Origin of the sequence: Type-D symbiont of Plautia stali (assembly GCF_001485335.1) — a bacterium.
Taxonomy (GTDB): Bacteria; Pseudomonadota; Gammaproteobacteria; order Enterobacterales; family Enterobacteriaceae; genus Pantoea; species Pantoea vagans_C.
This window is the reverse complement of sequence record NZ_BBOC01000123.1, coordinates 1-11501: the sequence shown is the minus strand read 5'-3', so window position 1 is coordinate 11501 and position 11501 is coordinate 1. Positions and strand designations below refer to the sequence as shown.

Genomic DNA, 11501 nt, shown 5'->3' with positions numbered 1-11501 from the left:
ATGAACCTTGATTTCGTGCTGCTTACCCATTCGTGTCAGCGACATCTGGCGTTTAAGAGCATCAATCGCTGGAACTGACAGCTGAACCGTACGGATCCCTGACTCTGTCTTTGGTGGCGTGAAGTGATTAGCTAACGCTTCGCCGCGGACAATTTTTGCCGTCCAGTTGACCGTGTCGATGTCTTCCCAAGCTAAAGCGTAAATCTCCCCGTGTCGCATCCCGGTGTTCACTGCGAATATGATCATGTTCTGCATCTGTTCAGAGGGGCACATATCTAATACTCGCTCATACTCTTCACGGGTAAGCGGATCAGGATTTGGCCTTTCCTTCTTGAGTGGTGATACCCCATCAAGCGGGTTTTGATCCATATAACCATTCCGCACTGCAAACGAGAACATACCCTTCATGCAGGCGATGTATCCATTCACTGTTGTTGCCTTTCTTCCCTCCAATGGCCGATGGTCTCTTCCCCTGGGTCGCTGATACCCATTCAAAAGCATCTTTCTTGCCTGAAGCATACCTTCCTGTGTAACGCTGTTCGCAAACCTTTGCTCATCGAGCACCTCAAACACCGATCTGATATACGAGTGGTAATGGATGCGCGCCGTTTTCGTCAGTTCAAGCTCTTTCAGCGACATCCACTTTTGGGCTAACTGTGACAACGTCACTGGCTGCCTTTTCCCTCCAAACTTTTCGACATTAGCTGAATCCGGAAACTGTTTGCTGTAGTCGAAATTACCCGTCTTGATCGCATAGCACACCGACGTGCGCAGCTCTCCTGCCATCTTCCTGTTCTTGGGTGTGTCCGGCACGCCAAGACTCTCTCTTACTCGCTTACCCTGGTATATAAACCAGATGCGTAGAGACCCTCCATGGTTCTCTACGCCGGTTGGATAGCTTGCCATTCGCTTTCCTCGGTTGTTGATGGAGCCGCCATTTAAGCAGAAATTTTTCTGCGGATCGCTGGGCGCTGCTTCTCGATCCAATGATTTATCTCTGGCAGGCAATACATGATGGTGCTGTTTTCTTTCGGCGCGAGGTCTGGTGATACATGCTTATACTCGCGGCCTTCCATCCAGGTAGAGCGGCGGGCGTGCTGGATCATGTGTTTGGTCATGCCGGTTACTGTGGTGAGAACGGACTCGGACACCCATTTATTGGGTGTCAGTTGAATAAGGTTTTCCATTGGCTCTCCGGATGTTGGTATATGGCTACAAATGGGTAGCGGGTGGAAAGTGGCTGCATTTCAAAATTTATTGTTTAGGCGGCCAAAGCCACGCCAGCAGCAGGGCAATAAAAAGGGCCAGGTTTGTGATAACCCAGCCCGTGTCGACTTCATCGCATGTGGCAGTCATTTTGCCGTCCGCATTTCTTTATCAATTCGCCGCACATAGTGGATAAGCCAGGCTTTAGGCCTGAACGTATTTGGCGGCAGGCAATCAATAGTTTTGGCGTGGCGGTCGAGAATGGCGGTAATGATGCCGTCGCGTTCCGATCGCGGCTTACCTTCAAGCGCGGCCAATATATCTGACCGGCACTTGCACGCTACCGCCCGGAGCGCGTTTTCAGTTTGTGGTGACATCATGCGATTTTCTCCTGCGCGAGCGGTGAACACATTTCAGGTAGATTGGCGCGAACCAGCGCTTCTGCGAATGGCGGCGGTACCGCGTTGCCGCAGCGGGCAACCTGTTTGTCTTTGGCGTACTTCTTGCCGCGAAAGTCCTGATCAATCACATACCAGGAAGGGAAGCCCTGCGCCGCGTAGAGTTCGTGAGGCTGCAGCATGCGCATACCGATATCGACTATCTGGTAATCCGTGCCGTCAACCGTGACCAGACCGAAACGGTCATTCGTAGTGACGGTGCCAAGGGGCTCAGTCAGGCCAACGCCGCCTTCCTCGTTGCCGTAGTACTTCATCAGGAAGGCGCGCACTTCGCCCAGGTGGGTGCCGCTGGCGGTGATGGTGTGCAGCGGCGTGTCGGTAGGTTGGCCGGTGTTGGTACCGCGAAACTTAATCAGGTTCGACGTAACCAGCGCATGATGATCGGTGGTGGTCACCGTATGCGCTGGCCCATCCAACGCGGCGCCCGGGCCGGTATAGTTGCCACCGAAGTGTTTGGCGAGGAAAGCGGTCGCGAGGGCAAACTTATTGCCCCCGGCGGTAATGGTTCCAACTGGCTTGTCTATATCGAGAACGCGCGGCGCTTGTCCGGGGCGCTCACCATACCCCATCTGAATCATTGTGGGCACGACTAACGCGCTATGCCCGCCGCCGCCAGCTGTGACCGTTCCCGCTGGTTCATCAACCGGGTGACCAACACTGTTACCGAACTGGCGGGAGATGACCGGCGCAAGCATAGGGCAGACAATGTTGGTGCGGTTCTGAGTCAGCAGCGTAAAAAAAGGCTTATCAACCGGGCGCGGCTTCATTTGAAATGTTGATCCACCGGTACCAGCAAAAATCGGCGCGACCACGGCATACCCATGCTTGCGGGTAATCGTCTGAAGTGGGTCATCCAGTGACTGGCCCCGGAAACAGTCATAACCGCCTTTGCTGGTGGTGTGATTGCACTTCACGATGAAAGGCGTTGGGTTGTCGATTACGAAGCGCTGAATGCCGCGAGCGATGCGCTTCATCGTATTTTCGGCCAGCGGCTTACTGCGTCCAAAAATGCTGGGGCAGGGAATTGACCAGTCGATGCATTCAGCCGCGGTTCTCCATGGCTTCAAATGTCCTGACTGCACAGCCAGGCTTTTTGGATCACCATGCGATGGCTGTGGCCACGTCACTGGCTGACCGTCGCAGCGCATCACCATGAAGAAGCGTTTGCGGATAGTTGGCGCGCCATAATCACAGGCGCGCAGCTCCCGGTATTCGACCGTATAGCGCAATCCGGCGACAAGGCGGCGGGCGTCTCCACTGTGGCGGCCGATCTGCAGGAAGTCGCACACCTCATCCAGCGCCGGATGATCCGCCGGAATGCCGGTGCTCAACATGCCAACGAATGCCGCGAAGGTTTCTCCCGCTCGCGCCGGATCCGGACGGTCTTCACTGTCTAGCAGCGGCCCCCACGTTTTAAACTCTTCCACGTTTTCAAGCATCACAACGCGCGGGCGCTTCGCCAGTGCCCAGCGGATGACAATCCAAGCCAGGCCGCGAATCTCTTTTTTAACAGGCTTGCTGCCCTTCGCTTTGCTGAAGTGGCGGCAGTCGGGGGAGAACCAGGCCAGTCCAACCGGCGCGCCAGAAGTCGCCGCGACCGGGTCAATATTAAACACCGATTCGCAGTAGTGCAGCGTGTCCGGATGGTTGGTGGTGTGCATGGCGATCGCGTTTTCGTCGTGGTTGATGGCAATGTCCACGCTGCGGCCAGTAGCCATTTCAATACCGGTACTGGCTCCGCCGCCGCCGGCGAAGTTATCGACGATGATTTCCCTCATAGGACTTGTTCTCCAAACGATGCGGTTATCGACTGAGCTGCGGTGATGATTTCGGCTGATGGGTGGCGTTCAAGCAGCATGCGGTTGATGTGCTGCATTACCTTCTGATGATGGCCTTCTTCAATTGAATGAAGTGCGGGGATCTGCCCGGCAATCAGCTTAACTTCAGCGGGCCAGACCTTATTGGCGGTCTCAGGAATTATTTCAGGAATATTTTGGGGCTGAATCTGTCGCGCCATCTTGACTGCCGCGCGCTCAATCATCGACATCATTGCCGAGCCGCGCATCTCCAGCTCCTCCCGGCCTACATAGTCCATTTTCGGGCCGCGCCAGTTCTTATCGAACACCGCGATCGCCGCGCCGAACCCGGCTGATGATTCTGCTGGCTGGCCTTCCTCTGGCTGGTACCATTCAGGCAGGTCGAAACTAATGCGACCGCGCACAAAGGCAACGTGATCCGCTTCTTCCGGCCACCAGGTCTCGGCGGTTGCCGCTTTAATGAAATAGACATAGCGTCCGCCCAGCTCGCGCATTGCCATAGTGTGGGCGATGATGTGTCGCATGCCGGTGATGTACTGACCATCGTATTCGCTGGCGCGGCTGTAGGGCGGGTTCGCATACGCTGCGCCGTTCAGTTCCGCCAGGCGGGCTGACCAGTCCTGCGTCAGCGCATTATCTTCTGCGGTGTAATACGCCTCGCATTTGTTGTTCTCGCGATCCGCAAAGAGGTCGAGAACGAAAGGGCCGTACAGCGAATTGATGCCCCACCATATTTGGTCAGGGGTGCGCCATTGGTCTCCAACCTGCTTAAGCTTGTGGGTAGGCTGAGCGCGCAGCGCTTCCAGCGCCGCAACATATGGATTGGTCATACGAACTCCGATAATCGGCTGAGGCTGCGGGCACCGGTAATCACCGTCGCTGCCATGGTGGTGCGCCGGGTGATGACTTCGACCTGATAGTGTTTGCCGCGGTAGGCGATGGAATATCTGATGGGATGGTGCTTATTGCCCTCGCCATACCTGGCTTGGTGTGCATCCAGTACTTTGTTGGCGGCGACGAGATGGGCGGGCTCTTTGTCGCCGTAAATTCGCTGTTTCATAGAATTCCAGGCAATAAAAAACCCCGCCTTGGCGAGGTCTATATGCTTTGATGGCACTTATTCTTGAGGGATGTATTTTATGGACCAAGTTTCTTTGCAAGATCCACATATCCAATCGCCAGTTTGATTTCCCATTATCTTTTCCTTGGCCACCCGATCTGAACCACAGTATGGGCACTTAGCCGGCCTTGGTTCTCGACGCATTTGCTGCTGTTCGGTCATGTCATTTTCCTTCTTGATTCGGGCAAGTTCCCGCACAAGAATTATCGCCTAAATCATAAGAAAGTTTATTGCTGTCGGTAGGTGAGCACTCAAGTGGTGCTGTCGGTGGGCTTGCGGTAGAGGAGTATGTCGCCATGCTCTGCTGCTTTAGGCCAGTAAACGCGTGCATCATCCCCATGGGAAAGATAATCAAGCTCAGGTGGCTCTATGCAACATACAGGCTCACTAAACGCCTTGCGCAGCTCCAGCAACTCCCGCGCCATCTGACGCTGCTCATATGCAAACAGGGTAGCAACGTCACTGCACTGGCTTATTTGCTCAAGACGCTCATCGCTAATCATCGCTGCCGCCCTTTACGCGCTTAAACTCGATCACCCACACCCAAGGGTTAGCCTGCCAGCTTTCCTCTCCGTAGATGGAATCCCACAAAGTAAGGAATGAACCACGCGCGCTCAGCTGGTGCTGTGTCCATCCTGGTTGGTAGTGACGCCAGAATCCCCCGCGCAGCTGCTGTACACCCTCAGATTGCGCATCCTCTTCACTGATATTGTTCAACCGCTCCACACGAACGCCGGTAATCTCTAGCGTTATGCGGGAAGCCCAGCGCGGCATGTGGATGGATGGGCACCATGGGAAGCCGCGCGTCTCTCGATCCTCATTTCCCCACGCCGCTGCATAAACCGGATGCCAATATGATTTCTGCTTAGGGATGCTTTGTGCATAACGGCGCTCTTCAACATTCCCATGCTCGTCGGTGTAGTCATAAATTGCCTGCCACGTCTCACGCACCCACAGGCGATCACCTACTGCACCGAACGGGCATTTAACAAAAGGCAGTGTGCAGCGACCAGCATCAGCGGAACCACGCGGACCCCAAAACGTCCACTCTTCCGAATTGTTGTAGCGGTCTGGATACCAGCCATCTTGGACAGTTGGGCAACCCTTGATGATCCGGCGCGTCTGCGTCTTGCTGCCTTCCAGAACTGCACGAACCATTTCGTCGTTAAAAATAATTCCACGTTCACGCATGTTGTTTTCCTTAGCTATCTCCATTGATCGCCGAATGCAAAATCAATTTCAGCGAGTGCCAAATCCATTTTTTCGATGAAATCTGGCACCTGCTCATCAAAATCAGCCATGTACTTTTCATCACGCTCAACAACGACGTGGTGAATGCCTTCGCGCTTCATTCGAGGATCGTAATTAGCAAAGAACCACGCGTTTTTACCCGTTACCCACATGCTGTATTGCACCTGCGCCATGTATGCAGACTTAATGGCATCGAAACCACCAAGGCGGAATTTAACGAAGTCGCGAGAGGTGAAAGGGCACTTAAGCTCAAGGCCAAACTCATTACTGCATAGCCCGTCTGGTGAACATGCGGTACGCAGCGAACTATCCCTGTAAATGATCGGTGCTTCAGAAACTTGCACACCTGAAGTGAATTCAAACAGCGTTCTCGCGTCCATTTCGTGCTGCTTGCCCCATGCCAGAGATTTGGCATTTACTTCCGGTGATACGCCGGTACAAACTTCGGCGATCAATGTGTGGAAGTACGATTTCTTCATCTCAGTCCATGCGGTGCCACTTCGTGGTTTGGCGATCACGTTTGAAACTTCAGAGGCGGTGATCACCCCAAGGCGAAGACGTATCCAGTCTTCTCCGCCTTGTTCGACATTTCGCACATCAATCCCTGTGCGCTCAAGGATAATTTCGGGAGTCATGCCGCCTCCGGTGCGCGCTTAGTGAGGAAGTTAAATCCTTTCTGCGCTTCCTCTTCGGTTAGTTGGTTGGCTTCGTAAATTTCACGCTTGAAGATGGAACGACAGAGAGGCAGGAAATCATCATCCCAATCTTTATCGAGTTTCATCAGAAGGTCGCTGATTGCCTGAAGCGTTGCACTGCTAGCCATTAACGCCTGTGATTCCAGTACGCGCTGTGAGGTAACTTCGCGAACGTCGTTGACATCCAGTGTCTTGCCTTCCATCTCTTCAGCTGTTGGCTGCTGACCAATCTCAGGCCAAGCCTTACGCAGTGCCTGCGCTTCGGCGCATTTTGATAACTGTCCATATGGTCGCTTTTTCCACATAGCATTCGGTGCTGAGGTGTCGCGGCCTGCAGTGGCGTAGTTCTCTGTCCAATATTCCTTTGCGCTGAACTCGACGATCTCACCGCTTGGCATTCGTTTGCATACGGTGTACTTGCACCATTGCGGGAAAGTGACCTCAACACCATTAAGCGTCTGGGTGACATCTGGGCCAAACTCTGGCTCATGAGCGCCTGCGTAATCGCCTGAACGGTCAGCCTGAATGCGATACAGCCCGATGCCAGGCATGACAACATCACGCCATTCGTTCTTACCGCTTTTTTGGTCTTTAACGCTCATCGGTACAAGGTGCACAGGCTTCAAGAGAGGATCGAGTTGGCGCGCTCGGCAATAATCCAGCGCCATCATTACTGACTCTTCCTTAGCGCCTGGGTAAATACTGTTTTTGAGGGCGCTCCACGTCGCCACATCAATCCCTTTTTCTGCCAGAACACTGGCGGTGATGGTTAGTTCACCTGACATTAGGCCACCTCGTCGTAACTGTGTTTGTGCTTCCAGATTTCAATTGCCCGCTCGCGCTTCGCTGCGGTGATCATCATGTCCCGCATGAATGCGTCAGCTGCCATTTCCAGCTCATCATCCATGTCGAACATGCCCATAGTTTCGTGGTCGAAGTGGCGAAGCATCAATGCGCAGGCTGGCGCCACAATAGGGCTCATGCCGCGCTTACTCATGATGTCGTCAACACGCGCCGTGATGATCTGCAGTTCGTCATCCGGCAGGCTGTTGGCAATGGCCTGAACCTCTTTGCCGTCTTTGTCGTGCAGGCGGAATTTCATTTGCGTTCCCCCATGATCAGGCGCTGCAAAAAAGCGTTGATGAAGGTGAAGCCGTTAGAGCGCTTCAGCAGTTCGGCGCGCTGGCGATCCCACGTTTCCTGTAGCTTCTGGTACTGCTCGGCTTTTTGTTCTGATTTCATGGGTTGCCGTCCTGCGTGATGACTTCCACCAAACGCTCCCAAAGCTGCTGTAAGCGGCTTTTAGGCTGCCAGTGCATAACGTCTGCACCTGATAATTTGAATGTGAACTGGTTGGTTACAGGCGTGGTAAAGCTAGGGCGAGCCACGATGGCATCGCCCGCGATTGCATATGACATCGTGGGTTCCTTGGTGTTGGTTAGATTGGGTGATCAGTAATTGATGGTGGTGTGAGGAATCAGGCCGTCTTTCAGCGCTACCAGAGTGGCGATAGCTGCTTCGCGTGACAGGCCAGCGTTAGCGATCAGCGCGTTAACTACGGCGGTGCCCACTGCTTTGCGGTGCGTGTCGTTAGCTGCTCGCTTGGCGGCTTCGTCGGCTATGCGTTTCTCTTCAGCCAAGCGAGCATCCTCCGCTGCCTTAGCCTTGCGCTGCTCATCGGCGATGGCTGCCTGCTTCTCGCGTTCAGCCTGCTCACGTGCTTCCTGCGCCAGTCGTGCGGTGCGCTCTTGCGCTTCTTTGGCTTCGCGCTCTGCACGTTCCTGTGCAGCGATACGGTCACGCTCGGCTTGTTCTGCCATGGCCTTCAGCTCTGCTTCGCGGCGTTCGGCTGCTTCACGCTCAACCTGTGCTTTCTGTTCGGCTTCACGGCGGGCGGCTTCAGCGGCTTCCTTCTTCAACTTCTCTTCGTGATCGCGGCGCGCTTTCTCTTCCGCTTCTTTGCGGAGGCGCTCGAGTTCGGCGGCTTGATCCTCACGCTGTTTGGCGACGATGGCGGCGGCTTCCAGCTTCTGCACTGTGGCATCCTTTGCCACGCCTGCTTCGGTTGCGATTTCCTGCCAGGTGTCATCCAGCGTCACTGCTTTGGCTTCGCTGAGACGGGCCTGAATGTCAGTGGACGGAAGGTAGTTCCCGGCGTCGTCAATCACATCGGCCAGCGCGCGGAGGGTGACCAGGCGCTGCTTCAATGCCTGCTTGCGCTCGTCTTCAGCTTGCTCCCATTCGGTAAGCGGGCGGCGCGTTTCATCGCGAATGGCGTCACACTCGGTCACGAAGCGGCGCAGCTCTGCCTCGACTTCCTTTGGCAATTCCTTCAGGCGCTTAAGGTAATCGCGGCCCGGTTTTTCAATAGCTGTCTTGCTACGCGACACTTGGGCCGCCAGCGATGCCACACGGGTGCGCCCTTTGACAGTGGTCAGATCCGGAACTTCTTTCACTGAGTCGCGGATCTGGTCGAGGTAAGAATCAAGGCCGTTTGGAACATACAGCGTGGGCGCCTGTTCTGGCTTAATTTCCAGAACTGCTAAATCCGTTGTTTCACTCATTTCCTTCTCCTGCCGGTAAAAAAATACCCGCTCGGAGGCGGGTGCATTTAGGAAATCCCTATCACAGCGAGATTAATTACCGGGTTGTAACGAATCAGAGGGTTAGGGATTATCAAAACATGACTACATATCGCGTTAGAGTGGGTTTTCACAACCCGACAGGCCTGACATTCAGGCAGCTTGACGAAGTACTGGAGCCACTCCGTTTCTGGCGCACAGATACTAATGGTGGAAATTTTCGTTATTACATGGAGTACGAATATCAGACAGAATTTAGAAGCTTGTGCGATGTATGTGAATTGGCCTATTCACAAGCCTGTAAAGTGAGGAAATGTCCGCTGATTCTTGTTGAGGCCAAATCTCATAAGGAACACCGTGAATAAAAACGAACTCCCAACCAAAATTTGCACAGTTTGTGGCCGCCCCTTTACTTGGCGTAAAAAATGGGAAAAGTGCTGGGATGAGGTTCGCAAGTGTTCCGAACGCTGTCGGCGAAAGTGAGCAAGTGGCTGATGTTGCTCTATTTTTATCGGTTGATGAAAAGTGAACACATTTTAGGTTTCAAAAATTTGGCATGAGACGGGTTAGAAATTTTAGGAACTATGTTGTTTGCAGCGCTCCTTTCTGAAGTTATGATCCAAGTTTTATGGGGTCAATGACATGAAAAACGTTGTCTTAAGCATGCTTGCCAAAATTTCCCACATTGATGCGGAGATGAAACAATTAACAGCCCGTGTTGAAGCTCAATCCCTACTGATAAGTGCACTTGTTTTAGCTGTAGGGAAGCAGGGCGGCGTTACCGAGATGATAGAGGGAGCAAATAAAGCTATCAACACAGTTATTGATTCAGTAGAGACCGATGAGGTGTTGAAGTCAGATGCTGCATTATTGTTAAGCGAACTTCAAAATTTGTTGAGCATCTCCAGAGCGGTTGATGGTGCTGACGAAGAAATTAATCATGACGGTCTTAATGATATTACCGGTGTAAGTGAAGCTTCTGATAAAACTCTTCCTAAGAACTGAACATTTTAAATGCCAGCGCAATGTGTTGGCAGTTCAGACCATTCAACTTTACTCACCTCATATCAGTGGGATCGACTTGCCTCGCATTTTCTGCACCGCATGAATCTGACGACCCGCTTCGTTGTTGACCTTCTGAAATTTGCTACTGATGCGGTATTCAACATATGCCGCGGCACCCGCCAGAATCTGCTTGTGATAATCCGTCTCGGTATCGACTGCGCGATTAACGCTCGGTGTCGCCCTGCGTTTGCACTGCAACACGACACGATTTGGAGTAGGGCGGTGCATTACTTCTGAACTGTTGCTGGCTTCGCTCTGGAGGCCAGCACGGCGTTCCCTGCGACGACCTGCAGCTGAACCACTGAATTGAGTTCTGCGTGTCATAGATACCTCCTGAGTGAATTTTAGTGATGGGCGCCGGTGCTTATCTTCGGCTTGCCTCCGTGGGCTACACTTTCCCATCCCAAAACTCACGCTTTGGTACTAATTGGCTTTTCAGCCACGTAGGTGATCCGTCACCGTTGTTAAAAGAGCGTGTTATCCGTTTCGCTGTTCACCAGCATCCCGCTGATGAGTTGTAATTTAGCGTTATGCTAAATCAATGGCAATAGCAAAATGATAAATAAATTATGAGGCGAGTTTAGCAGAATGATTTAGAAGGGATTTTATTTTTTACGGACGAAAAAAAGCCCGCTCGGTGGCGGGCTTCTTCTCACTTGCCTGGTGGTAGGAGCACCAGACTTGTTCGATGTGGACTTTAGTGTAGTTGCAGGCAAGGGGAACGCAATGTGAAAAAACAAATAAAAGCGAAGCGCGAAGAATGAGGCGTAAAAAAGCCTGCGTTACACAGGCATGAAATTCTTGCAAAGGGAAATTCTACAATCAGCCAATGCTGATACGGTGAGCATACGCGCTTTAGTGGAATTAGATACAACTGATCATCTTTTGCTCTCTGATGAGCACGATGTGGATGAGCAGTCACTAAAAAGCCCGCAAAGTCGCAGTTGTGATACGCTGATTTGGGTGAAAATTGAGCGGGTGACGTATGGAACTTTAAGAAGAACGTGCAGTGATGATCGCCACCGCAATCGGCTCGGCGGTGCTGGAACTAAAATTCAGTGATGAGCTAATAACTGAATACACGCTATCGGAGAAACTGGAGGAGATGCGACGGCGGGAAACGAACGTGATCGGGAAGGGGGTCTACAGGGATGCTGCGGAACTGGTCAGGACGGGTTGGTTGCCGGTGGCATGAAAAACCCGGCGCGGTGGCCGGGCTAATCAAAGAGCATGTTTTGCAAAGTTAATAATCGATGCTTCATCGTCATGATTAAAATGAGCCAAATCATATTTGTCGAATGTTTTCC

At 52.8% G+C, this 11501-nt stretch carries 19 protein-coding genes; 4 read left to right on the top strand and 15 right to left on the bottom strand.

The features are described from left to right. From PSSD_RS24160 to PSSD_RS24100, 14 genes are all read right to left on the bottom strand, one after another. Positions 1–906: site-specific integrase (locus PSSD_RS24160; protein WP_058973986.1), on the bottom strand; the 906-nt coding region annotated here is incomplete at its 3' end. A gap of 32 nt (positions 907–938) precedes the next feature. Continuing rightward, entirely contained in the window at positions 939–1187 is a 249-nt protein-coding gene (locus tag PSSD_RS24155) for an excisionase family protein (RefSeq protein WP_039330994.1), read from the bottom strand. A gap of 165 nt (positions 1188–1352) precedes the next feature. Then, positions 1353–1586: a hypothetical protein gene (locus PSSD_RS24150; protein ID WP_235589287.1), complete on the bottom strand. Its 234-nt coding sequence runs from the start codon at positions 1584–1586 to the stop codon at positions 1353–1355. Continuing rightward, positions 1583–3442 carry a DNA cytosine methyltransferase gene (locus PSSD_RS24145; RefSeq protein ID WP_058973985.1) on the bottom strand — a complete coding sequence of 620 codons (1860 nt, stop codon included), beginning with the start codon at positions 3440–3442 and terminating at the stop codon, positions 1583–1585. The genes PSSD_RS24150 and PSSD_RS24145 overlap by 4 nt, the downstream gene beginning before the upstream one ends. Beyond that, complete coding sequence (locus tag PSSD_RS24140) at positions 3439–4311, bottom strand: phage N-6-adenine-methyltransferase (RefSeq protein WP_058973984.1); 873 nt, start codon at positions 4309–4311, stop codon at positions 3439–3441. The genes PSSD_RS24145 and PSSD_RS24140 overlap by 4 nt, the downstream gene beginning before the upstream one ends. Further along, a complete protein-coding gene (locus tag PSSD_RS24135; protein WP_058973983.1) occupies positions 4308–4541 on the bottom strand; it encodes a DUF4060 family protein in 234 nt (77 codons plus the stop codon). Before PSSD_RS24135 ends, PSSD_RS24140 begins: the two co-directional genes overlap by 4 nt. Before the next feature lie 311 nt (positions 4542–4852). Further along, entirely contained in the window at positions 4853–5104 is a 252-nt protein-coding gene (locus tag PSSD_RS24130) for a hypothetical protein (protein ID WP_058973982.1), read from the bottom strand. After that, positions 5097–5792, bottom strand: coding sequence for an ASCH domain-containing protein (locus PSSD_RS24125; RefSeq protein ID WP_058973981.1), 696 nt, complete (start codon positions 5790–5792; stop codon positions 5097–5099). Before PSSD_RS24125 ends, PSSD_RS24130 begins: the two co-directional genes overlap by 8 nt. 14 nt (positions 5793–5806) lie before the next feature. Further along, positions 5807–6487: a lambda exonuclease family protein gene (locus PSSD_RS24120; protein WP_058973980.1), complete on the bottom strand. Its 681-nt coding sequence runs from the start codon at positions 6485–6487 to the stop codon at positions 5807–5809. Next, a complete protein-coding gene (gene bet / locus PSSD_RS24115; RefSeq protein WP_058973979.1) occupies positions 6484–7332 on the bottom strand; it encodes a phage recombination protein Bet in 849 nt (282 codons plus the stop codon). Before bet ends, PSSD_RS24120 begins: the two co-directional genes overlap by 4 nt. Further along, positions 7332–7649 (bottom strand): hypothetical protein, encoded by a 318-nt coding sequence (locus PSSD_RS24110; RefSeq protein ID WP_058973978.1) that lies wholly within the window; start codon positions 7647–7649, stop codon positions 7332–7334. Before PSSD_RS24110 ends, bet begins: the two co-directional genes overlap by 1 nt. Next, complete coding sequence (locus tag PSSD_RS27880) at positions 7646–7789, bottom strand: hypothetical protein (protein WP_167347706.1); 144 nt, start codon at positions 7787–7789, stop codon at positions 7646–7648. The genes PSSD_RS24110 and PSSD_RS27880 overlap by 4 nt, the downstream gene beginning before the upstream one ends. Beyond that, positions 7786–7965: a hypothetical protein gene (locus PSSD_RS24105; protein WP_058973977.1), complete on the bottom strand. Its 180-nt coding sequence runs from the start codon at positions 7963–7965 to the stop codon at positions 7786–7788. Before PSSD_RS24105 ends, PSSD_RS27880 begins: the two co-directional genes overlap by 4 nt. A 33-nt stretch (positions 7966–7998) precedes the next feature. Then, positions 7999–9111, bottom strand: a complete 1113-nt coding sequence (locus PSSD_RS24100) for a hypothetical protein (RefSeq protein WP_058973976.1) — start codon at positions 9109–9111, stop codon at positions 7999–8001. A gap of 119 nt (positions 9112–9230) precedes the next feature. Between PSSD_RS24100 and PSSD_RS28260 the strand changes: the two genes are divergently transcribed. From PSSD_RS28260 to iraP, 3 genes are all read left to right on the top strand, one after another. Further along, positions 9231–9494, top strand: a complete 264-nt coding sequence (locus PSSD_RS28260; protein ID WP_072215033.1) for a hypothetical protein — start codon at positions 9231–9233, stop codon at positions 9492–9494. Further along, positions 9487–9612, top strand: a complete 126-nt coding sequence (locus tag PSSD_RS26915; protein WP_197063321.1) for a DUF2256 domain-containing protein — start codon at positions 9487–9489, stop codon at positions 9610–9612. Before PSSD_RS28260 ends, PSSD_RS26915 begins: the two co-directional genes overlap by 8 nt. 159 nt (positions 9613–9771) lie before the next feature. Further along, positions 9772–10134: an anti-adapter protein IraP gene (gene iraP, locus PSSD_RS24095; RefSeq protein WP_039330986.1), complete on the top strand. Its 363-nt coding sequence runs from the start codon at positions 9772–9774 to the stop codon at positions 10132–10134. A 57-nt stretch (positions 10135–10191) separates the two neighbouring features. Here iraP and PSSD_RS24090 read toward each other — a convergent pair whose 3' ends face one another. Further along, positions 10192–10518 (bottom strand): transcriptional antitermination N peptide, encoded by a 327-nt coding sequence (locus tag PSSD_RS24090; RefSeq protein WP_058973975.1) that lies wholly within the window; start codon positions 10516–10518, stop codon positions 10192–10194. A 688-nt stretch (positions 10519–11206) separates the two neighbouring features. On the opposite strand from PSSD_RS24090, the gene PSSD_RS24085 reads away from it, so the two are divergent. Next, positions 11207–11389 (top strand): hypothetical protein, encoded by a 183-nt coding sequence (locus tag PSSD_RS24085; RefSeq protein ID WP_235589288.1) that lies wholly within the window; start codon positions 11207–11209, stop codon positions 11387–11389. Positions 11390–11501: the final 112 nt, after the last annotated feature.

Bases quoted from the DNA above. Each gene is read 5' to 3' on its own strand.
- PSSD_RS24155 (WP_039330994.1), bottom strand. From the start codon at position 1,187: ATGGAAAACCTTATTCAACTGACACCCAATAAATGGGTGTCCGAGTCC.
- PSSD_RS24150 (WP_235589287.1), bottom strand. From the start codon at position 1,586: ATGATGTCACCACAAACTGAAAACGCGCTCCGGGCGGTAGCGTGCAAG.
- PSSD_RS24145 (WP_058973985.1), bottom strand. From the start codon at position 3,442: ATGAGGGAAATCATCGTCGATAACTTCGCCGGCGGCGGCGGAGCCAGT.
- PSSD_RS24140 (WP_058973984.1), bottom strand. From the start codon at position 4,311: ATGACCAATCCATATGTTGCGGCGCTGGAAGCGCTGCGCGCTCAGCCT.
- PSSD_RS24135 (WP_058973983.1), bottom strand. From the start codon at position 4,541: ATGAAACAGCGAATTTACGGCGACAAAGAGCCCGCCCATCTCGTCGCC.
- PSSD_RS24130 (WP_058973982.1), bottom strand. From the start codon at position 5,104: ATGATTAGCGATGAGCGTCTTGAGCAAATAAGCCAGTGCAGTGACGTT.
- PSSD_RS24125 (WP_058973981.1), bottom strand. From the start codon at position 5,792: ATGCGTGAACGTGGAATTATTTTTAACGACGAAATGGTTCGTGCAGTT.
- PSSD_RS24120 (WP_058973980.1), bottom strand. From the start codon at position 6,487: ATGACTCCCGAAATTATCCTTGAGCGCACAGGGATTGATGTGCGAAAT.
- bet (WP_058973979.1), bottom strand. From the start codon at position 7,332: ATGTCAGGTGAACTAACCATCACCGCCAGTGTTCTGGCAGAAAAAGGG.
- PSSD_RS24110 (WP_058973978.1), bottom strand. From the start codon at position 7,649: ATGAAATTCCGCCTGCACGACAAAGACGGCAAAGAGGTTCAGGCCATT.
- PSSD_RS27880 (WP_167347706.1), bottom strand. From the start codon at position 7,789: ATGAAATCAGAACAAAAAGCCGAGCAGTACCAGAAGCTACAGGAAACG.
- PSSD_RS24105 (WP_058973977.1), bottom strand. From the start codon at position 7,965: ATGTCATATGCAATCGCGGGCGATGCCATCGTGGCTCGCCCTAGCTTT.
- PSSD_RS24100 (WP_058973976.1), bottom strand. From the start codon at position 9,111: ATGAGTGAAACAACGGATTTAGCAGTTCTGGAAATTAAGCCAGAACAG.
- PSSD_RS28260 (WP_072215033.1), top strand. From the start codon at position 9,231: ATGACTACATATCGCGTTAGAGTGGGTTTTCACAACCCGACAGGCCTG.
- iraP (WP_039330986.1), top strand. From the start codon at position 9,772: ATGAAAAACGTTGTCTTAAGCATGCTTGCCAAAATTTCCCACATTGAT.
- PSSD_RS24090 (WP_058973975.1), bottom strand. From the start codon at position 10,518: ATGACACGCAGAACTCAATTCAGTGGTTCAGCTGCAGGTCGTCGCAGG.
- PSSD_RS24085 (WP_235589288.1), top strand. From the start codon at position 11,207: ATGATCGCCACCGCAATCGGCTCGGCGGTGCTGGAACTAAAATTCAGT.